Source organism: Eubacterium sp. AF36-5BH (assembly GCF_003460505.1).
Classification (GTDB): domain Bacteria; phylum Bacillota; class Clostridia; order Lachnospirales; family Lachnospiraceae; genus Eubacterium_G.
Map to the genome: position 1 here is coordinate 23,302 of NZ_QTVG01000001.1, position 20,392 is coordinate 43,693.

Annotated in this window: 21 protein-coding genes; 9 read left to right on the forward strand and 12 right to left on the reverse strand. The window is 37.6% G+C overall.

What is annotated here, in order from left to right; all coding sequences use genetic code 11:
- Positions 1-150: 150 nt before the first annotated feature.
- On the reverse strand, positions 151-1,836 hold the full coding sequence (locus DW006_RS00130) for a recombinase family protein (RefSeq protein ID WP_117998306.1): 1,686 nt from the start codon (positions 1,834-1,836) through the stop codon (positions 151-153).
- A gap of 337 nt (positions 1,837-2,173) precedes the next feature.
- On the opposite strand from DW006_RS00130, the gene DW006_RS12205 reads away from it, so the two are divergent.
- Together DW006_RS12205 and DW006_RS00140 are read left to right on the forward strand one after the other, a co-directional pair.
- A complete protein-coding gene (locus DW006_RS12205; RefSeq protein WP_014080774.1) occupies positions 2,174-2,359 on the forward strand; it encodes a hypothetical protein in 186 nt (61 codons plus the stop codon).
- Positions 2,352-2,960, forward strand: a complete 609-nt coding sequence (locus DW006_RS00140; RefSeq protein WP_005348504.1) for a hypothetical protein — start codon at positions 2,352-2,354, stop codon at positions 2,958-2,960. Before DW006_RS12205 ends, DW006_RS00140 begins: the two co-directional genes overlap by 8 nt.
- 47 nt (positions 2,961-3,007) lie before the next feature.
- On the opposite strand, the gene DW006_RS12345 is transcribed toward DW006_RS00140, so the two are convergent.
- Positions 3,008-3,142 carry a hypothetical protein gene (locus DW006_RS12345; RefSeq protein WP_005348500.1) on the reverse strand — a complete coding sequence of 45 codons (135 nt, stop codon included), beginning with the start codon at positions 3,140-3,142 and terminating at the stop codon, positions 3,008-3,010.
- 250 nt (positions 3,143-3,392) lie between these two features.
- Here DW006_RS12345 and DW006_RS00145 point away from each other — a divergent pair, with 250 nt between their 5' ends.
- Positions 3,393-5,639, forward strand: a complete 2,247-nt coding sequence (locus DW006_RS00145) for a tetratricopeptide repeat protein (RefSeq protein WP_005348498.1) — start codon at positions 3,393-3,395, stop codon at positions 5,637-5,639.
- A gap of 37 nt (positions 5,640-5,676) precedes the next feature.
- Here the strand turns inward: DW006_RS00145 and DW006_RS00150 are convergent, their stop codons facing one another.
- The 5 genes from DW006_RS00150 to DW006_RS00170 form a co-directional block, all read right to left on the reverse strand.
- The gene (locus DW006_RS00150; protein WP_005348496.1) at positions 5,677-6,549 is read right to left on the reverse strand and encodes an ATP-binding cassette domain-containing protein; all 873 of its coding nucleotides are present in this window, start codon (positions 6,547-6,549) and stop codon (positions 5,677-5,679) included.
- A 3-nt stretch (positions 6,550-6,552) separates the two neighbouring features.
- On the reverse strand, positions 6,553-7,209 hold the full coding sequence (locus DW006_RS00155) for a hypothetical protein (RefSeq protein WP_008705633.1): 657 nt from the start codon (positions 7,207-7,209) through the stop codon (positions 6,553-6,555).
- The gene (locus tag DW006_RS00160; protein ID WP_117998309.1) at positions 7,206-8,276 is read right to left on the reverse strand and encodes an ABC transporter permease subunit; all 1,071 of its coding nucleotides are present in this window, start codon (positions 8,274-8,276) and stop codon (positions 7,206-7,208) included. Before DW006_RS00160 ends, DW006_RS00155 begins: the two co-directional genes overlap by 4 nt.
- Before the next feature lie 116 nt (positions 8,277-8,392).
- Positions 8,393-9,571, reverse strand: a complete 1,179-nt coding sequence (locus tag DW006_RS00165) for a HAMP domain-containing sensor histidine kinase (RefSeq protein WP_117998312.1) — start codon at positions 9,569-9,571, stop codon at positions 8,393-8,395.
- A complete protein-coding gene (locus DW006_RS00170) occupies positions 9,559-10,233 on the reverse strand; it encodes a response regulator transcription factor (RefSeq protein ID WP_014080778.1) in 675 nt (224 codons plus the stop codon). The genes DW006_RS00165 and DW006_RS00170 overlap by 13 nt, the downstream gene beginning before the upstream one ends.
- A 220-nt stretch (positions 10,234-10,453) precedes the next feature.
- Between DW006_RS00170 and DW006_RS00175 the strand changes: the two genes are divergently transcribed.
- The 6 genes from DW006_RS00175 (at position 10,454) to mobQ (ending at position 15,591) form a co-directional block, all read left to right on the forward strand.
- Positions 10,454-11,371, forward strand: a complete 918-nt coding sequence (locus DW006_RS00175) for a ParM/StbA family protein (RefSeq protein ID WP_117688329.1) — start codon at positions 10,454-10,456, stop codon at positions 11,369-11,371.
- Between the two features lie 3 nt (positions 11,372-11,374).
- A complete protein-coding gene (locus DW006_RS00180) occupies positions 11,375-11,758 on the forward strand; it encodes a hypothetical protein (protein ID WP_005348488.1) in 384 nt (127 codons plus the stop codon).
- Between the two features lie 24 nt (positions 11,759-11,782).
- Positions 11,783-12,499, forward strand: coding sequence for a replication initiator protein A (locus tag DW006_RS00185; protein WP_015528529.1), 717 nt, complete (start codon positions 11,783-11,785; stop codon positions 12,497-12,499).
- Complete coding sequence (locus tag DW006_RS00190) at positions 12,496-13,353, forward strand: ATP-binding protein (protein WP_055214936.1); 858 nt, start codon at positions 12,496-12,498, stop codon at positions 13,351-13,353. Before DW006_RS00185 ends, DW006_RS00190 begins: the two co-directional genes overlap by 4 nt.
- Before the next feature lie 170 nt (positions 13,354-13,523).
- The gene (locus tag DW006_RS00195; protein WP_005348485.1) at positions 13,524-13,745 is read left to right on the forward strand and encodes a DUF3847 domain-containing protein; all 222 of its coding nucleotides are present in this window, start codon (positions 13,524-13,526) and stop codon (positions 13,743-13,745) included.
- 136 nt (positions 13,746-13,881) lie between these two features.
- Positions 13,882-15,591, forward strand: coding sequence for a MobQ family relaxase (mobQ, locus tag DW006_RS00200; RefSeq protein ID WP_117688328.1), 1,710 nt, complete (start codon positions 13,882-13,884; stop codon positions 15,589-15,591).
- A gap of 141 nt (positions 15,592-15,732) precedes the next feature.
- Here the strand turns inward: mobQ and DW006_RS00205 are convergent, their stop codons facing one another.
- The 5 genes from DW006_RS00205 to rlmD form a co-directional block, all read right to left on the reverse strand.
- Positions 15,733-16,113: a DUF4825 domain-containing protein gene (locus DW006_RS00205; RefSeq protein WP_117688327.1), complete on the reverse strand. Its 381-nt coding sequence runs from the start codon at positions 16,111-16,113 to the stop codon at positions 15,733-15,735.
- 61 nt (positions 16,114-16,174) lie between these two features.
- A complete protein-coding gene (locus DW006_RS00210; RefSeq protein WP_005335528.1) occupies positions 16,175-16,591 on the reverse strand; it encodes a YjdF family protein in 417 nt (138 codons plus the stop codon).
- 435 nt (positions 16,592-17,026) lie between these two features.
- On the reverse strand, positions 17,027-17,788 hold the full coding sequence (locus DW006_RS00215) for a helix-turn-helix transcriptional regulator (protein WP_024853912.1): 762 nt from the start codon (positions 17,786-17,788) through the stop codon (positions 17,027-17,029).
- A 322-nt stretch (positions 17,789-18,110) separates the two neighbouring features.
- Positions 18,111-18,482 (reverse strand): TnpV protein, encoded by a 372-nt coding sequence (locus tag DW006_RS00220; RefSeq protein ID WP_117998315.1) that lies wholly within the window; start codon positions 18,480-18,482, stop codon positions 18,111-18,113.
- Between the two features lie 31 nt (positions 18,483-18,513).
- Positions 18,514-20,163: a 23S rRNA (uracil(1939)-C(5))-methyltransferase RlmD gene (rlmD, locus tag DW006_RS00225; RefSeq protein WP_117998318.1), complete on the reverse strand. Its 1,650-nt coding sequence runs from the start codon at positions 20,161-20,163 to the stop codon at positions 18,514-18,516.
- Between the last annotated feature and the right edge of the window lie 229 nt (positions 20,164-20,392).

Below are 20,392 nucleotides of genomic sequence, written 5' to 3' on the forward strand. Positions count from 1 at the left end.
TTAATTGTGAACGTTATTACCGTGTGTTCCCAGTCACCACATCTAATACTACAGAAACGTCAACTCCATTGGAAAGTGTCTTTTTTCTCCTATTTGAGCCATCTTTATCAAACCTAAAAAAGCTCTCAAAGTGCCTAAAATCAAGGATTTTTAGATATCTTTCCTGTGTAGTTTTACCACCGTCTCAACGGTACTTTCGTTGTCCCAACAAAGTTCCTGTGTTTCCCTGTCTCCAAAATACACCGGAAAACGGAACTTTATGTGCTTCAGGAATCTGCCATCCGGCTGCTCCTGCTCATAAATATCCACCTGTTCTACAAAGCTGTTAAGAAATTCTTTCTTCTCCAGGTCGGTGAACTTATCATATAGTTTATCAAAATATAAAAGGAATTGATAGACGTTTTCTTCTGATATTTTCTGTTGCCGGATATTCAGCAGGCGGTTCTTGACTTCTTCTATACTGTTCTCCACGCCTTCAATCTCATCATACAAACGGTATAACCTTGTCTCCATATCCTGATATTTCTTCTCATAAAATTTATCCATGATATCCAGATTGTCCATCTGCTGTCCAAGTCTTGCTTTTGCTCCGGTCAGCTGCCTGTGCTGCTTTTCCAATCCTTCAATCTCTTTTTCTATTTCTTCTGTATCAATTCTTGAACCGATTTTATTCAGAATTGCTTCTTCAAATTTAGGATTCTTCACCAGCTTCCGAATAACTTCTTCCACTGCATTGTTAATCTTCTCCTCACTCCATTGTTTACGATATCCACATTTATGACCATCTACCAGGCGACGATGTTTGCAGGCATAATAGAAATAATCCTTATATAAAGTTCCGTCTTTCTTTTTCTTTCGGTTCACGTTTCCATACATACCACTTCCACATAACGGGCATCTCAATATTCCAGATAAAATATGCTCATGATCGAGACTATGTGTCTTTTCATATTTCACACCTGTTTTTTCCCGTTTTTGATGTGCCAGCTCCCAGTCTGTTTCTGAAACAATCCCTTCATGGATACCATCGTGCAGCATATAATTTTCCTGCTTTACAATGCGGTATTCATTTCTTGTACCAGAAACTTTCTCGTTTTTCCTTCGTCCATAAGCCAGCTTTCCACAGTATACCGGATTATCCAGAACGCCTTTTATAAATGATGCGGCAAATGCGTCCAGTGTATTATTCTGTCGTTTTTTCTTTTTATATCCATGCTGGTTCAGCCATGCGGCAATCGCAGAGATTCCCATATTGGTATGAATAAATTTGTCATAGATCAGACGAATAATCTCTGCTTCGTCCTCTGCAATCTGCAATTCTCCATTTACTAATTCATAACCATACGGAGCAAATCCACCATTCCATTTTCCTTCCCTGGCTTTCTGCTTACGTCCTTCCATTGTCTGAACAAGGATATTCTCCCGTTCGATCTCTGCCACCGCAGACAGAACAGAAATCATCAGCTTTCCACTATCTTTTGAGCTGTCAATTCCATCTTCTACACAGATCAGATTCACTCCAAAATCCTGCATCCTCTGCAGAGAGTTTAATACATCTGCTGCATTACGACCGAATCTGGAAAGCTTGAACACCAGTACAAACTGTACCTCATCTGTTCCATTCTCAATATTATCCAACATTCTCTGAAATTCCGGTCTGCCCTCTACGCTCTTTCCAGACTTACCTTCATCTGAATACTCATTTACGATTTCCATATTCTGAAATTCCGCATATCTCTTGAGTTTTTCTTTCTGAGCATCCAGACTGTAGCCATCTACCTGCATGGTTGTGGATACTCTGGTATATATATCGCATTTAATCTTTTTATTCTTCATAATCTTCCTCGCAGTATAACTCTGTTTTATTGTCCCAACCTTATTTTAGTACTTGTTCCAACTATTTTCAATACTTATTTTCCGTATTGACGCATTTCTTCGCCAATCGTATAATTAAGTTAGATACAGAGCATTTCTGTTATCAAAATATTGCCCGCCCACCATTGGCGACTTATAAATGATTGGCTCGAAAATATTGTTCGCTTACCGGAAGCGTCTAATAAATGTCCGGCTTGAAAATTATTTAGAAATAATTTCTGTTTTTGATATTGTGTTTTTATCACACATTGCATATACTATAAATACACAAAAAAGCCAAAAAAGAGGAGGTGTTAGTATGGCTACTTCAAGTATTACTCATAATTTTGTCGTATCCAATCCAAATAGCGTAAAGCGTTTTGTCGCAGCAATTGACGAAGCCGACCGTGACCGCACACCAAAGCAGACACTTCCCGGACGTCAGTTAACGAACCCACAGGAAATCTTAGCTTTAATGTCAAAAAGGAAGAAAAAACATGTCTGATAAATATTTTACCGTTAATATTCGGGCATATTTGGATAAAGACGAACCGACATATATCGGAGAGGAAAGTCTTTACGACTTACTCTCCGATTTTTCTTGTCCCAAAAATCCCGATGTGGAATACTTTTTATTACATAATGCGATTGAGTTTACCAAAAAAGATCAATCTATCACTTATCTGGTATTTGATGCTGAAGATGCTTCACTGGTTGGTTATTTTTCACTTACAATAAAACCAATCTCTGTCCGTGCTTCAAATATCAGCAAGACAATGGCAAAAAAACTGTCCCGTGTCAGTATTTTGGATGAAGAAACACAATCCTATACTACCGCAGCTTACTTGATCGCCCAGTTGGGAAAGAACTATTCTCTTCCAAAGGAAAAACGAATTCCTGGAAATATTCTACTGGGATTTGCACTGGAAACCATATCCAGTCTCAAATATTCCGTAGGTGGCGTTATGGAGTTTCTTGAATGCGAAGATAATGAATTTCTTCTGAGCTTTTATACGCAGAATCATTTCAAGCCATTTGATACGCGTATTACCGCTTCTCAGAATAATGAGCCACACACTCTGCATCAGCTTTTAAAATTTATTTGATTTAAAAATGCATGAAAAAAGCGACAGTCTGATTTACATTTTGTATTTCAGGAAACTGCCGCTTCTTTTTCTTCCTTATTCTGTTTTTCTTCCTCCAACTCCCGGAGGACTTCAGCGCCGTACTTATCAATCATCCGTACCAGAAAATCAATGCACCGCTCAAATTCAATATTCTGTTGCATAAGCTCCTCCCGTTATTGTTTTGATCTGAGCTTATTTTACAGAACCTGCCGGAAAACCACATTGAATAGAAATTGATTGTAAATTGACACAATCAATTTAAAAATATCCGCATTTTCTTGAATCGAATATATGTTCGTGTTATGATAGATATACTTAATCTTAACTACGAAAGGGGAATTTCTATTGAATCGATGCGATTTTTCTTCTATTAGCACTTGCTTAAAAAATCATATCAGCGAAAGTAATCAAATGAGTCAGCCTGATTTTTTATACGAATTATTTGAAGATTTTATGGATGATCCGGCAAATCAGGATTTTTCTATGGATAATGGTCTGGTTTGTCGTTGGCTGACCGGTCAAGCAAAGATCAGTCCCAAAATATCTGCCTACTATTCCAAACCCAGTAATCAGAAAAAACTGGCAGAAACCATTCACCAGAATCTGCTTCCATTGATGTCTGACTGCAATATGGCTATGCAGGATATATACACATTATTTATACAAGATGACACCATCTCCGATGCCAAAAAGAAAAATCTGGCTTCTCTGTACAAACCAGCCAGCTCACGTCTGCTTTTTCTTGCAAAGCTGATTTCTTTTGGCATGGAGCGACAATTTATCAAACGTGATACTAAAAATCAAAAATTAATTGCCGGAGGTGCCCTGTCACCCATTGTGCTGGATTATATTATGGACAGTGAGGTTCCGAAACCATGCCGTCATTTTATCGGAAGAGATAAAGAACTAGAAGAATTATATACCATGCTTGAGGAAAACCGTCATGTTTTTCTTTGCGGAATTGCCGGTATTGGTAAAAGCGAACTTGCCAAAGCCTACGCAAAACATTACAAAAAGCATTACACTAACATTCTATATGTAGAATATACAGGTGATCTTCATCAGGACATTACTGACATGGATTTTATTGATGATCCACCAGAAATCAGCGAACAGGAACGGTTTCAAAGACATAACCGTTTTCTGCGTTCCCTGAAATCCGATACTCTGCTTATCATAGATAATTTTAATGTCACAGCTACACAGGACAGTTTTCTGTCAGTAGTATTAAAATACCGCTGTCAGATTTTATTTACGACCAGAAGTAATCTGAATGAATACTGTACTTTTCAATTAAAAGAAATAAAGGATATAAACATTCTTTTCCAACTGACATCTGCATTTTATTCAGAAGCAGACAAGTATCGTTCGACCGTCGAAAAAATCATAGAGACCGTACACTATCATACTTTTGCTGTAGAACTGGCTGCAAAACTTTTGGAAAATGGAATTTCAACTCCAGGTCAGTTATTAGCAAAACTTCAGGAAGAAAGAGCATCTCTCGATAACGAAGATAAAATTAAGATAATCAAGGATGGTCAAAGCAGTAAAGCCACTTATTATAGTCATATCCATACTCTATTTTCACTATATGCTTTATCCCGAAAACAGCAGGATATCATGTGCAATTTGTGTTTTCTTCCTTACACTGGTATTTCTGCCCGCATATTCGCCAAATGGCTGGAACTGCCTACCTTAAATGAAATTAACGACTTGATTGAAACTGGTTTTGTGCAGACAACTACACGTCACACAATCTCCCTGCATCCTATGATTAAGGAAATTGCCCTTTCAGAGACAAAACCATCTGTAAGTAGCTGTCACATATTACTGGATTCTTTACAGAAAATATGTTTAATGCATGGAATTGAAGTCGATTATTACAAGAAGCTGTTTCAGACAGCAGGAAACATCATAGAATTGATTGAAAAAGATGATATACCAAAATATCTACTTTTTCTGGAAAATGTTTTTCCATATATGGATAATTATAATTACCAGAAAGGTATGAAAGAAATCATTCAGGAATTAAAAAATTTTTTGAAGCCTAAAGACATTGGCACCGATTCTGACCGGGCATTGTTACTGGATTTTCAGGCTACTCTTGAAATCAAGCCAGAAAAAGCAATAAAACTGGAAAAGGATGCACTTGCCCAGATAGAAAATATCACTGCTGACAATGCTCGCCTTGTTTCCAACCTTCATGCCAATCTCGGTGGACTTTACCGCATGAACGGTCATCCCGATCTTGCAAGAGAACACATGGAAAAAAGTATCTCACTGCTTGACCAATTTAACCTGCTTCATATAAATGACAGCATACCTCAGATTGCCAATTATGCAATGTTCCTGACAGAACAGCAGGAACCCGAAAGAGGCATCTCTGAATTGCAAAAATTATCCGGCATCATCAAGGAATACCATTCCGATGACTGTCTGGATTATGCCAAAGTACAGGAAACCCTTGGAACCATTTATCTGATGACTGCCAATCTTCCGCAAGCCAAAACACATTTTAAAAGAGCTTTCAAAATATATGAAAAGATCTGGGCTGATGAACCAGAAATGATTGAAGCAAAATATCAGGAAATTCAGGAGTTATATCCACAGATTGGATTTTGCATTGGAAAAAATCTATCCGGTCTTTTAACAAAATAAGCATAATTTACGGCGGGCAACTTGCCCGCCGTTATATTCAACTATTCGTCAAATAAATATATGCATCTTCCAAAGTGATATCATTATCCAGGACACAATTCTCATTTGGCTTTCCTTTGCTTAATACTTTCATATGAATTCCATTTTCTACATACTGCTTAGATGATATAGAATAATTGGCTTCTAACAAACGGGCTTCTTCTGCATTTTGTACCGTACAATTCCAAACACAGCCCTTTGCATTTTCCAGCAACCCACTCACGCTTCCAGAATATAAAAAACTTCCCTTTTTCATAATGGCAAGCTGTGTACAGGTTGCTGCTAAATCTTCTACTACATGAGTGGAAAACAGCACAGTTCTATCCTTTGAAAAATCAACCAAAAGATTGCGGATCCTGATTCTTTCTTCCGGATCTAACCCGGTGGTAGGTTCATCAATAATCAAAAAATCCGGATTATTAAGAAGTGCCTGTATGAGTCCGACACGTCTCTTCATACCACCAGATAATTGCCGCATTTTTTTATTCTGATGCTCTGTAAGAGAAGTCTTTTCCAGATAATAGGTAATTCTTTGTTCGAGGTCATTTCTGGCTACTCCTGACAGTCCCCCCATATATACAAGACATTCTTTCACCGTAAGATTCGGATATAAGTCGATTTCCTGTGGAAGATAACCAATCTTTTTCTGTATTTTCTCATAATTTCCCTCGTTATACAGAATTCCATCAAGGGAAACCATTCCTTCCGTTTGTTTTAAAACAGTTGTAAGAACCCTCATCAAAGTGGTTTTTCCGGCACCATTCTCACCCAAAAGTCCGTAAATTCCCTTAGGTATTTCAAGAGATGCCTTATTTACTGCAACTACACCATTTTTAAATCTAACTGTTAAATCATTTATTCTAATACTCATAATCTATCCTCTTTTCTTTAAAGTCATTGGTAATACTGCAAATAAAAACAGCCCCGCTATAAAAGACACAAGCGTTCCATAAATCCAACTCTCGGACATTAATTGAGTAGGTTCACAAAAGCTGAAAGAAAACAATCCCAGATTTCCGAAAAATGAACTTCCCGCTTTTGATATAAGTCCAATGACAATTCCAAATAAACATCCAATACCTGCCCACATATTTCGAAGCAATGTACACAAAATCACAGAGCATATACTCCAAAGCCAGATAGTTCCAAACATTGCAATGAAATATAAAAGAAATATCTGAATACCCGAAATGCCTTCGTTTACACTGCCCGGTTTTTGCCAGAAAAACAAAACATATCCAACACAGGAAAGTATTAATAAATATAATATTTGAACGCCCACTCTCTGCGATATTACTTTTAACTGCTTTTTTTGATCATACAAATGAAATACATCGGCACGCTTACTTTTTACTTCCATCAAATATGTGTCACTACAAAAAATAATTGTTAAAAATGCTATTGGCGACTGAATCGCTGAACCGATTTCTTCATAGTATATAATCGGATGAATAGCACACAATATCAGTATAAATGCACATGAATAAAAAATCTTATATAACGACAGGCAGTTTTTTAGTTCCGTTTTCAATGAACCCTCCTCCTTTTCCAGATTGTAACAGAAATACATACTAATATAACTGATGAAATTACAAGAATAATCTGATTTATGTTTGACATTTTGGCTACATGTGTTTCAAAAAATCTGCCAGGGAATCGCACCATAATAGAGAACGGTCTCATATAATAAATATCATTCTTCATGGTCAGCATATTTGAATATATAATGTGTAAAAACAAGATTGGTGCTGCCGGAAGCGGATTTTTAAATATTACTGCTGTAATTGTATAGACACAACATATCATCAAAAGATTCGGAATAATATAGATCAGAGAATTCACGCAAAAATCAATTGGTGTTACTGGAAAGCCCGATTCTAAAGACGTTTTCAAACACAGCATAAAGAATATAACATTCAAAATCACTAATACTCCCAGCATACTAATGAATCCGCTTATTACTTTCCCACATATATATTGGACTGCCGTAACAGGCTTTGTATGTAATAATTCATAGGTACTTTTTCGTGTATCCTGAATAAATAAAAATGATAGCAAGACTGTTGCAAAAAAAGCCATATGCAATCCTGCAAAATCCGTAAATTTTTTGGCAAAGTACCAGGAAAAAGAATGTTCGGATAATTTCCGCTCGATATAATGATTGATTTCTTCTGCTGTCCCCTTATGAATTTCAAGGTCATCATAAGCATCTATTGCATTATAATAGCCATATTGGGATTCCAAAAACTCAGAAGCAGTCTTTACATCCATATTCTGAATTTCTTTCATTACATGATCTGCTTCCTGCCTGCTAAATCCAAAACCATTTTTGGAGGTGTCCATTAACGTCTCTTTGATCGTATCTTCCCACTCCCTTCTTCTTTCTTTATCATCAGATGTGGGAATGTACCCATCCATGACATCAGCATCTTCCAATGCTACGTCATTTTGTGTGATCTTTTCATTCGGTTTGATATAATGAATTTGCAAATACGATGACAGACATTGATACATACTGGCAACTATAATAATCAAGCCAATCCACAAAACAGGGTTCTTTAAATAATCAAGTATACTTCTTTTTATGATTGTTTTCATTGTATCTCTTCCTTTCTTTATTTCTTTAACAACATCATACAAATCAATTCTCAATAAATTCACAACAAAAAAGACTAAAACCACTTTATTTGTGATTTCAGCCTTATAAAGTATTTTTATTCAGCTTTGAAAAGAGCTTCTACATGAGCACCGCCTTGTCTGGCATTATATATTTTCAAATTTCCTCCATGCTTTTCACAGAAAATACGAGAAATATACATACCAAGGCCAAAATGCTTTAAATCATCTTGTGGATTCTTATGATAAAATGGTTCTGTTACTTTTTCCTCAGTATCCACAAACCCTATTCCATCATCTTCAACAGAAATTATAAGAAAACCATCCTTTTTCTTTATCTGCAAAGCAATACTTTTTTGTGCATATCGAACCGCATTTTCCAGTAAGTTGTCTGTCACTTCCATGACAAGTTCCTCATCCACTTTCACAATGTTTTGTTCCTGCACTCTTTCTACCTTACATAATTTACTTTCCTTCTTGGACAGCATGGCAGCTTCTGCCTCAATCTTTTTTGCCAGTTCCGATAATTCTATCTCTGAGCATTGCAGTTCCCTCTGTTCTAAATGGGACATTTTTCTCATGTTTTCCGTGAAATGCTCTATACGGTCAATCTGATACATGCCTGTTTGTAAGATATCAATAACATCCTCTGTTTTTATACTCTCAGAAGAAACAAACTCTAAGAGCATTTCCTGATACCCTCGCAATATGGAAAGTGGAGAACGTATATCATGTGCAATTGCATTCCGCAAAGCCTTCTCGTCATCAATCATTCGCCACATCTTTCTGTTGTTATCTGCTAAAGCACTTCGCATCATTTCAAATTCTTTACACAAAGTTCCCATCTCATCTTTATTTTCATAGGACACATGAAAATCCAGTTCATTATCTGCAATCATTTGTGAGGCATCTTTTAGTTCCTGTAGAGGTGTCTTTAACTTATTTTTATAAAAAAAGAATACCGCAACAACACTCCCAACAATCGAAAAAATCAGTACCGAATATGTTTCCATAAAGTCACACATTTCCGAAAGATGATAGTCCAAACGATTCATCTGCGATTGATTAGGTCTTGATATCTCAATCTCGTATTTCTTTCCATATTGCTGAAACATGTCCGTATAATCTGCATAATCAATATATTTTTCCCATATTTTATTCTGCATATTTCCTGCAAAATGAACTGTAAATCCAGATAACAGAAATGCTGCCGTTAAGCTGATCACAAAATAAAGCAGAATTGTTTTTTTCAGTGACAAGTTTCTTATTTTTTCCATCGGTATCCAATCCCCCATACAGTTTCTATGTATTCTTTTTCTGAATAATCCGCTATTTTTTTCCTTATACGCCGTACTAATTCCGTTATCGTTCTACTGTCCCCTTCCGCATCATATCCACAGACTTGTGCATATATACGTTCTTTATCAAACACCTGCCCTGGATGCATGGATAAGAATTCAATAATCTGATATTCAATTTTTGTGAACTCCATCCTGTGTCCAGCTATAGCTACTATTTTTTCAGAATAATCAATCAGCATTTCATCCATGAAACGGTATTCCGTTTTTTGTTGATGCCTTTCTTCTCTCTTTATGTTTGTGACAATCCTTGCTTCCAACTCCCGAAGACTAAATGGTTTCGTAATATAATCATCCCCACCTGAAAGCAACCCATTAATTTTATCATCTTCGTCAACTCTTGCTGTCAGAAATAAAATTGGACATAACACTTTACTGCGTATCAGACGACATACTTCAATCCCATCCATGCGTGGCATATTGATATCCAACAAAATAATATCCGGTTTCATTTTTATTTTATTTAATGCTTCCATTCCATCTGTAGCCGTAATGGTTTCATATTGTTTCATATTAAAATAACTACAAAGCATTTTCACCAATTCTTTATCATCATCGACAACTAAAATCTTGTATTTCATCCAAACCACCTCCAGTATCCATATTATACGATAAAAAACAATGAAATCACAACAAGAGTACATGAAGAACGTAAGCACAATATATCTTTTTTCTCAATTCCTGCTCAATTTCCCCTCAATGCCTTTTTCCTCCGATTTTCGTATGCTTATCCCACAGCAGAGCAGTACCACACCGGTACGACCTGCTGAATCAATCAATACGAAAACGGAGGTATTTTTTATGCGAGAACTCAGAAACACCAAAATCATTGCTGTAGATCATGGCTACGGCAATATGAAAACAGCAAACACCGTCACCCCAACCGGCATCAAAGCCTATGAAACTGAACCAATCTTCACCGGGAATATTCTGGAATACAACGGCATTTACTACCGGATCGGCGAAGGACACAAAGAATTTATCCCGGATAAAGCTATGGACGAAGAATATTATCTTCTGACGCTAATGGCTATTGCAAGGGAACTGAATGTCTTTTCCATCCGTGAAGCAGATGTTCATCTGGCTGCCGGACTTCCTCTGACATGGATCAGAAATCAAAGAGAAGCTTTTCGTTCCTATCTGCTCCAGAATCCAGAAGTCCATTACCGTTTCAACGGCAAAGAATATCATCTCCGCTTTGTGGGATGTAGCCTTTACCCACAGGGATATCCGGCTATTGTAAACCACCTTGGAAATTTCAAGGGAACTAATCTCCTTGCAGATATCGGAAACGGAACCATGAACATTCTGTATATCAACAATAAGAAAGCACAAGAAAGCCGATGCTGGACAGAAAAACTTGGTGTAAACCAATGCATGATTGCTGCAAAGAACGCTGTTCTGGACAAATTTGGAGTGAAGATTGAAGAATCTACAGTAGAACAGATTCTGCGGTTTGGAACAGCTGACATTTCAGCACCATATATGGATTGTATCAGTTCTATTGCCAGACAGTATGTGGCAGAACTTTTTTCCACACTCCGCAAATATGAATACAATCCTGACCTAATGCGCCTGTATGTAGTTGGCGGCGGTGGATGTCTGATCCGTAACTTCGGAACGTATGACAAATTACGAGTCACCATCATTGATGACATCTGCGCCACCGCCAAAGGTTACGAATCTCTGGCTTATATGAGCCTGAAAAGGAGGGGATAAACCATGCAGAACAATATCCGCAACACAAACCTGCGCTTTAATCTGGACAAAGAACAGCAACGGAGAGCCTGGGAATATTTACAGACGATGGACAGGCAGGATTTTAAATCTTACAGTCAGGTAATCTCTCTTGCACTGGTAGATTATTTTGACCGCTACTACCGCACACAGGCTGATCCTTATCTGGAAACAAGAGAACGGGAAGAACTTTTTGTGAAACAGATTGTAGATGCAGTGGAAAACAGTCTGAAACAGGCATTGCCACTTTTTCTTTCCGGACTGACTGCAGGCATGGCGCAAAGGGAGCCCCAAATCAGGGCATCCTTTCCAGCACCTGAAAATTCACAGCCAGATAGTGATGTAGACTGGGATTTTCTTGGGGAATAAACCCTTTTGATTGGAGGTGAACACATGACTGACTTTCTGACAGCAGACACCAACCTGCCATCTTATATGATGTTTCCCCGTTTCCTTCTGGACATGGAAATAAACGAAACTGCCAAAATGCTTTATATTATCCTGCTCGACCGGGCAAGGCTTTCCCAGAAAAATGAGGGGTGGTCAGATACAGACGGTCATGTGTTCATTTACTTTACGATTGAAGCACTGGCAGAAGTTCTCCACAAAAGCCAGATGACGGTTAAAACTGCTCTGGCAGTACTGGAAAAACAGGAGCTTATCTTCCGAAAACGGCAGGGTCCCGGACAGCCCAATCGGATTTATGTAAAACTCCCAAAAGAAACCATCCACTATACAGACAGATTTCTTTCCCTAAGACAGACAGAAAACTGTCCTATTGACAGACAGGATTCTTTCCCTGATACAGACAGAAAACTGTCTGGTAATAAGAAAGAGATAAAAAAGAACAATTTAGCAATAAGAGGGAGTAAGGAGCCACTCTCACCCTATGGAAAATTTCAAAATGTTTTTCTGTCAGAAAAAGAGCTTGAAGATATCCGGCAGACAATCCCTGACTGGAAGGATTATATTGAACGCTTATCCGGTTATATGGCTTCTACCGGAAAGCAATATCAGAACCACGCAGCTACCATCATCAGTTGGGCAAGACAGGATCATCCTGCTTCCCGACAACGAAATTACGAAAGTGAGGAATACGAAACATTATGACAAAATTTATAGAAAAACCAACAGCTATAACCCCAAACAGAGAGCTTCAGTCTGATGAATATTTTAACGAAACAGACCACCTGATCTACTGTTCCAAATGCAATACGCCAAGGCAATGCAGGCATGAATTACAGGGAAAGGTTCTTATTCCTTCCATCCGCTGTAAATGCCAGCAGGAAATCTTTGAGCAGGAAGAAGCCCAGAGAAAACTTCATGAAAAACAAATGGAAATAGAGCATCTTAAAACCAGCGGCTTACAGGACAAAGCACTCTATGACTACACTTTTGCCAGGGATAACGGCATCAATCCGGAAATAAAACTGGCACACAATTATGTAAGCAACTGGGAAGAGATGAGAGCAAATGCTTCCGGACTTCTCATCTGGGGTGATGTCGGTACTGGAAAATCTTTTTTTGCAGGCTGCATTGCCAATGCCCTTCTGGAAAAAGGCGTTCCTGTACTGATGACCAACTTTTCCCGAATTCTAAATACCCTTACCGGAATGCATTTTGAAGACAGAAACCAGTTCATCAACAGCTTAAACCGCTACAGTCTTCTGATTATTGATGATCTCGGAATTGAGCGGAACTCTGACTTTGCACTGGAACAGGTATTCAATGTGATCGACAGTCGTTACCGCAGTAAAAAGCCCCTGATCATAACGACCAATCTCACTTTATCAGAGCTGAATAACGCCGCTGATATCGCACACAAACGAATTTATGACCGTATTCTGGAGAGATGTATTCCTGTCCGTATCAATAACCGGAATATTCGTCAGGACAATGCAACAGCTAATTTAAAACAGGCAAAAAGAATTCTGTTAAACAATCATGCTCCGAACCAGAACTGAAGCAAAGAAGCATAACACGATAATTATTCTTCACTGACAGTGGTACTACTTTCTTTCCTTATTTATCACCAGAAACATGCCACTGTCAGTTATCCGAAACTATAGTACCAAACCATAAGATTTTAAAACCAATACTGCCCGGATACGGGCATAAAAAGGAGGTGCCAGATATGGCAGATAAAAAAATCATGACACCGGAAGAAAAAGCACTTTTACAGGCAAGACACCGCCAAGAAGAAGCCGAAGCAAGAAATCGCAAAAAAGAACGTGATGCCAGAACACACCGATTAGTCCAGGAAGGAGCCATTTTGGAAAGTATTGTTCCCCATATTAAAGAAATGGATTTGGATTCCCTGAAACGGGAGCTGATAATCCGGCTACGAGGAATGTAAACGCACAAGTTCTACTCCCGAAGGGCGCACTTACTCACCACCCGATAAATCGGGCGGTGGTATCCCCTACGGGGCTCGTGCGCTCTGCCGAGGGCTTTTCCGCTGTTGCAGGCAACATCGAAAGGAGGTGCCAGATATGGCAATTTATCATATGCAAGCCAAAGTTGTCAGCCGTGGTTCCGGACGTTCCGCTGTCGCAGCTTCTGCTTATATGAGCTGCAGCCGGATGTACAATGATTACGATGGCATCCAGCATGATTACACCAGAAAGCATGGACTCATTTATCAGGAAGTATTGCTTCCACCGATGGCTTCACCAGAATGGAAAGACCGTGAACAACTCTGGAATGCTGTGGAAGCTGCAGAAAAAACAAAAGACAGCCGACTGGCAAGGGAATTTGTTGTCGCACTTCCCGTTGAATTAGATAAGGACAGTAATATTTCTCTTCTAAAAGATTTTATTCAAAAGAACTTTGTAGATATGGGCATGTGCGCTGACTTTGCTATTCACGATACGGATGGACACAATCCTCATGCACACATTCTGCTTACCGTCCGTCCACTGAACGAAAACGGAACATGGCAGTATAAAACAGAAAAAGAATATCTCTGCATAAAAAATGGAGAAGAAAAAGGATTTACAGCTACTGAATTCAAAGCTGCTCAAAAAGATGGCTGGGAAAAGCAATACAGATATAAAGTTGGGAAAAAGAAAGTTTATATGACCGCATCTGTCGCACAGGAAAAAGGCTATGACCGCATCGACAAGCATCCAAAAAGCAGCCGCTATGGCAGACAGAATCCCATTTCTGAACAATGGAACAGTGATGAGCAACTCTGTATCTGGAGAGCAAACTGGGCAGATACTGTAAATGAAATGCTTGCCCACAATCAGATAAATGCATCCATTGATCACCGCAGCTTTGCAGATCAGGGAATCACCGAACAGCCGACCATCCACGAAGGCTATATTGCTCAAAACATGGAAAAGAAAGGAATGATAGCTGACCGCTGTGAAATCAACCGCCAGATTCGTGCAGATAACCAAATGCTCCGGGAATTAAAAGCTCAGGTAGAGAAACTGGCTCAAGCTGTCAAAAATTCTATTCCTGTAATTGCAGAAACAATGGAAACTATCCGAAATCATATGATCTTTACACAATATCATTTACTTCATAATGAGATGCAAAAAGAAGTAATTCATGATTGGATGAATCATTTTAATCCAATACTGAATAAATACAACACCGTTAAAAAGAAACTCAAAGCTAAAGTTACAGAACGGAAAGAGCTGAATGTAGAAAAAGAGAAAACCAGTATTTTGAATCCCATCCAGCATATAAAATTGAATCAGCAGCTTACAACTGTTACCGAAGAAATTGAAGAACTGAAATCAAGGAAAGAGCAGCTAATCTTCCAGGCACAATGCTCTACTGATAAAGATATGATGAATCTATCCAAGAAATATGACCAGATGAATAACAATCTTGATATTCTTGATTCTCAGGACATCTCCCTTAAAAAACAGCTTGAAAAAGACGCCGTTGCTTTCCGGGAAGAAAAATTTCGTCCTGATCCAGAACAATACACAGAATTGCTGGACACCAGAATCCAGATACGTCCTGATTTTCGGGATAAGCTGATCGAACAGCTTAAAGGTACTTTCGGTAAATATTATGACTATCACCGTCGTGATATTGCAGCCAATGAGGTGGATTATCTCAATGTGGAAGATCCTGATGTCTTCTCCCATCGTGCATGGGAACTGAAATATCAGAGGAAACGGGAAATACGGCGAAATCAGCCTGCTCAATCTAAGAAAAAATCACATGATATGGAATTGTAACCGTCTTTGAATAGATAATATGTTCTTACAAATCTCTTGTTCAAAAATGAGTTTTTTTCAAAAAAGCGTATGGATTTAAAACTTCCATACGCCTTTTTATATTCCGTTCTTCAAATTGTCTAAAAGTTGACTAAAAATATATCACCGTTCATATGATGCAATAATTTCTTTGCTATCTGCTGTTTTATAATCAATTGTTCCCAAATTACCAATCAAGTCAAATGTCATATCTGCATTAACCTGCAATTGATCTTCAAGTTTGACTGCCGACGGCTCATCTTTTAGAAAAACTGTTAATCCATAAGGCTCTGTTTCAGACTGTATCTCTATACTGTCATATGAGTATCCCTCTGGATACTCTTGACCGCTTACAATATTTATAACATTTGAAGAATCTCCTACATAATCTGTCTTATACTGCGATAAATCAGGAATTTCGTACAATTTTTCTTTTTTTCCGCACGCTGAAATCAACATGATTGACATGGCGACTAACATAATTGCAAGTACTTTTTTCTTCATAGAAACACCTCCCGAAAGCTTTATTCAACACTTTTCGATTTGAGTAAAAGGCCAAGGGACTTTAATGTCCCTTATGCTTTTCTCTTTTCTTTCGCTGTTTCAGTTCAAACATTCGCTGCTCTTCTGCCTCTTTTTTCTTGCGTCTTTTCTCTTTGCGTTCCTGCTTGTTCTGTTCCTGCTGTAATTTCAACGCCTGTTGCGATTTTGTACCAATGCCTATTTCCAGCATCTGCTTCTTTACTTCCCGCTGCATCCGTTTCGGATTTCTTTTGATATCCTTTACAACAGTTTCAACAACCGAACTGAATTTCAAACTGAAATAGCACTTTTGAATATATTCCTGTACTTCATAATCTTTTGGCTCTGCACCAAATGTTACCTTTGCCACAGATAGTTTACCATCTTCGATGCGTTCAAAGATTCCCACCCAAAACGGCTCTTCAAAAAATACTGTCAGCTTTCCATTTACTTTGTCCATAAGAATCCCTCCTAAAATTGATTGAACAAAGAATGGACAACCCGGAGGGGCAGGTTACTTACCCTATTTATATAGGACGGCCGGGCTACCTACCGGCTCTGGCACATCAAAGATGTACGTTGCGTTTTTATCTTTGCGTTTATAATCAAGCCATATGGCACGATTAACTTAATTCTATAACTTCTAAGTTACATTCCTCAAAAATCTTCTTGCTTCCTAAGATTCTATCTTCTGTTCAAATCATACCATATGATTAATGCATTTTCTATATACTTTCTTGATACCCAGCAAAAACCAGAAAAAAGCTCCCGAAGGAGCTTTCCACGTTCTAAATGTATGCTAATTCGCTTAACACAATCTCTTCTGCATCATTTCTTATTTCCCATGAAGAATGTTGTAAATTAGTAATATCCACAACGATAACAGGTAATTTAATTATTCGTATTTTTTCCCGATAATGTAAATCGAAACTACCATACCACCTAATATCATAATTAAGAAAATTTTACTTAAAATATCCCATAAAGCTATATTGAGACAATTGATTATTATAATACCTGCAAGAGGATATAGAACAACCGTTGCAAGTGTCCAAATTTTTAAAGTTGTACAGATGTACATCCAATTTCCGTTGTTAAAGGATAAACCAACTAGATGTATTCTAAAAATTCCTTGTGAAACATAATTTATCTTGTTTGCATCATAATATGTTGGTAATATGTCTTTGGCAAAGAAACAAAACCATGCACCAAATAAAAGCATTAACCCTGTAACCAGCAATATATCATCTTTCATCTCAGCTATTGAATTCCCAGATACGACTAACATAATAATTTCTGTAATAGATATTAAAAAGCATAGCAAATATGCTAATATCCAGTTTTTTCTATGCTGATGAATAGAATTCCTAACAGCCATATCGAGAGAGCCTACTACCAATTCCTCGACTTCTTTTGTATCAATATTTTTCTGTGTATCTATTTTTTCTCCACGTAACAATTCTGTAACGGTAACATCTAATATATCAGCTATTGGTATGAGTAATACGACATTAGGCATACTAAGACCACGTTCCCATTTGCTGACCGTTTTATCTGATACATATAATTTTTCAGCCAAATCCTTTTGAGTTAAATTCTTTTTCTTTCTTAATTCGGTTACAAATAAACCGAATTTTTCATTACTAATTTGATACATACATCCACCTCCTGCACACATATTATAATGGGAGTACGCATAAATCAATCGACTAGCAGTAGAATTGCAGAATATTAGCACAAATATATCAAATAATCTCCCCATTATAATTATTTCTGTGAAGTTATATTCGGATATTTTTTAAGCCATACTATGAAGTAATTAAATCTGTGTAACTTATAACCATGGCAGAAAAAAACAACCTTCCGGAACTTAGAAATGGTCACCTGATATGGAATTGTAATTTGATTCTTCTTTGAACCCTTACAAATGCAGAAGCTGAACAAATAGGAGTTTTCTTCCTACCTGTTCAGCTCTTTATTTACCTGTAAATCAATTCTTTTAACACAATCTCTTCTGCCATATTACGAATACCATTTACCGCCCTAACCCATTCCATCTGGTCACGAGCTTTCATTTCTTCCGTAATGCCCTGCCTCTCCATCATCTGATGCACCAGAACTTCCATTCTCTCCTGCGCTTCATCTTCCACAAGATTCAGATGTTCCACCAGTCTGTCTTCCAACATATACAGTGAATACATTGCCGGACAATGCTCTTTCAGATACGTTTTCCGCATTATTCCATATTTTCCATAATGCGGTTCTTCATCTGTACTGACAAGATTCGGATAGTAAATTCCGTCTGCTCCCAGTGTGTAGGTTCCACCCATTTTTTCAAATGTGCTTTTCATGTGTTATTCCTCCTTGAAATCAGCGATATCCTTAAATCATCGCAAAATATTTCAGGGCAGCCTTGATAGCATCTTCTTTCTCTTTCGGACACTGTGGCACTTTTGGATTTTCTGTCTTTGGCAGATTATAGTTCTCTCCTACTTCAATTCCACATTTCCTTTTGATTTGAGAAATATATAAATTTGAAACCTTCAAGCCAAATTCTTTCAGCACATAATCTTTGATTTCCTGATAGGTCGCTTTCGTCTCTGCACTGGTTGCATCCAGCTCATCTAAGTCTAAGTCGATCTCTATCGTGTCATCTGGTTTTTGTTGGGACAAAAGAACAACCGTCTCCACATGCACTGTATTAGGAAACATATCCACTGCACATGCCTTTTCTACTCTATATCCCTGCTCCTGTAACATTTCTAAATCTCTTGCAAGGCTTGTAGGTTTACAACTTATGTAAACCAAATTATTTACACCAAAATCAATTATTTTCTGCAATGCTTTTGGATTAATTCCATCTCGTGGTGGATCAAGAATAATCATATCCGGCTTGTCCTCAATTTCATCTATAACTTTCAAAACATCACCGGCGATAAATTCACAGTTATCAAGACCGTTTAAGCCTGCATTAACTTTTGCCGCCTCAACAGCTTCTTCAACGATTTCAACACCAACTACTTTTTTAGCAACAGGTGCGATAATCTGGGCGATTGTTCCTGTCCCACTATAAAGGTCAAACACTGTCATATCTTTAGTGTCACCAATGTACTCTCTTGCTTTAGAATAAAGAACTTCTGCTCCTAAAGAATTTGTCTGGAAAAATGAGAAAACTGAAATCTTAAATCTTAATCCAAGCAACTCCTCATAAATATATTCATCACCAAATAAAATTCTTGTTTCGTCACTTTGAACCACATCAGCTAAACCGTCATTAATAATATGTATTACTCCGCAAAGTTTTGCTGACAAATCAAGGTTCTTTAAAATTTCAACTAACTCAGTCCAGTTTGCCTTCTCTTCCATTTCCTTGTCCGATGTTGTGACCACCGCAACAAGTAACTGTTTTGTAACTGTTGTTCTTCTTACCAAAAGGTGTCTTAAATATCCTTCATGACGTAATTTTTTGTAAAAAGGTAATTCTTTACCGGCACAAAATTCCAACACAGCATCAAGAATTTTTCTGTAATCACTATCTACAATTTGACACTCATCTACTGTCACAATATCATGGAAACTATTGCGCTTATGCATTCCAAGAGCAAGTGGACCATCTTTTACTTCATCTCCAAAAGAGAATTCCATCTTGTTTCTATACTCCCACTGCAATGGACTTTGCAAAATTCCCTGAAATTCGTATGACTCATTAATTGCGTTATCAAGAATTCCCTTAACTGTATCTTTCTTTAATTTTAACTGGTTGTCATAGCTCATTGTCTGATAAGAACAGCCACCGCAAAATTCAAAATGCGGACACTTTGGAGAAACATCTTCAAGTTCAGATTTTTCAACAACTTCCTTTAATCTTCCAATGGCATTTCCTGATCTCTTTTTTGAAACTACGAATTTGACAGTTTGTCCCGGTACTGTTCCTTTAACTACTGCCATTCCTTCTTCTCCACAATCAACTTTTCCCTTATTAGGAAATGTAAGTCCCACAACTTTTCCTGTGTATTCAACACCTTTTTTCATCTATATAATCTTGCATAATCCACCATTCTTTACAGACAATGGATTACTCTCCTTTCTCTAAAATACTAAAGTATCAACTAATCTATTAATATTATTTTTACAACCAATATCACTTAACAATTTGTTTGCTATTTTTTAACTGGTTCCCTTTATCTGATTTTTTTACTAATCTTCTAACTTACTTCTTTTCTTTTATCAATCAAATTTTTAACTGATTTTTATTAATTTA

Coding starts and splice junctions, on each gene's coding strand:
- DW006_RS00175 (WP_117688329.1), top strand. CDS start 10,454: ATGCGAGAACTCAGAAACACCAAAATCATTGCTGTAGATCATGGCTAC.
- DW006_RS00160 (WP_117998309.1), bottom strand. CDS start 8,276: ATGAAAACAATCATAAAAAGAAGTATACTTGATTATTTAAAGAACCCT.
- mobQ (WP_117688328.1), top strand. CDS start 13,882: ATGGCAATTTATCATATGCAAGCCAAAGTTGTCAGCCGTGGTTCCGGA.
- DW006_RS00145 (WP_005348498.1), top strand. CDS start 3,393: ATGAGTCAGCCTGATTTTTTATACGAATTATTTGAAGATTTTATGGAT.
- rlmD (WP_117998318.1), bottom strand. CDS start 20,163: ATGAAAAAAGGTGTTGAATACACAGGAAAAGTTGTGGGACTTACATTT.
- DW006_RS12345 (WP_005348500.1), bottom strand. CDS start 3,142: ATGCAACAGAATATTGAATTTGAGCGGTGCATTGATTTTCTGGTACGG.
- DW006_RS00180 (WP_005348488.1), top strand. CDS start 11,375: ATGCAGAACAATATCCGCAACACAAACCTGCGCTTTAATCTGGACAAA.
- DW006_RS00130 (WP_117998306.1), bottom strand. CDS start 1,836: ATGAAGAATAAAAAGATTAAATGCGATATATATACCAGAGTATCCACA.
- DW006_RS00150 (WP_005348496.1), bottom strand. CDS start 6,549: ATGAGTATTAGAATAAATGATTTAACAGTTAGATTTAAAAATGGTGTA.
- DW006_RS00195 (WP_005348485.1), top strand. CDS start 13,524: ATGGCAGATAAAAAAATCATGACACCGGAAGAAAAAGCACTTTTACAG.
- DW006_RS00205 (WP_117688327.1), bottom strand. CDS start 16,113: ATGAAGAAAAAAGTACTTGCAATTATGTTAGTCGCCATGTCAATCATG.
- DW006_RS00220 (WP_117998315.1), bottom strand. CDS start 18,482: ATGAAAAGCACATTTGAAAAAATGGGTGGAACCTACACACTGGGAGCA.
- DW006_RS00215 (WP_024853912.1), bottom strand. CDS start 17,788: ATGTATCAAATTAGTAATGAAAAATTCGGTTTATTTGTAACCGAATTA.
- DW006_RS00170 (WP_014080778.1), bottom strand. CDS start 10,233: ATGAAATACAAGATTTTAGTTGTCGATGATGATAAAGAATTGGTGAAA.
- DW006_RS00185 (WP_015528529.1), top strand. CDS start 11,783: ATGACTGACTTTCTGACAGCAGACACCAACCTGCCATCTTATATGATG.
- DW006_RS00140 (WP_005348504.1), top strand. CDS start 2,352: ATGTCTGATAAATATTTTACCGTTAATATTCGGGCATATTTGGATAAA.
- DW006_RS12205 (WP_014080774.1), top strand. CDS start 2,174: ATGGCTACTTCAAGTATTACTCATAATTTTGTCGTATCCAATCCAAAT.
- DW006_RS00210 (WP_005335528.1), bottom strand. CDS start 16,591: ATGGACAAAGTAAATGGAAAGCTGACAGTATTTTTTGAAGAGCCGTTT.
- DW006_RS00190 (WP_055214936.1), top strand. CDS start 12,496: ATGACAAAATTTATAGAAAAACCAACAGCTATAACCCCAAACAGAGAG.
- DW006_RS00165 (WP_117998312.1), bottom strand. CDS start 9,571: ATGGAAAAAATAAGAAACTTGTCACTGAAAAAAACAATTCTGCTTTAT.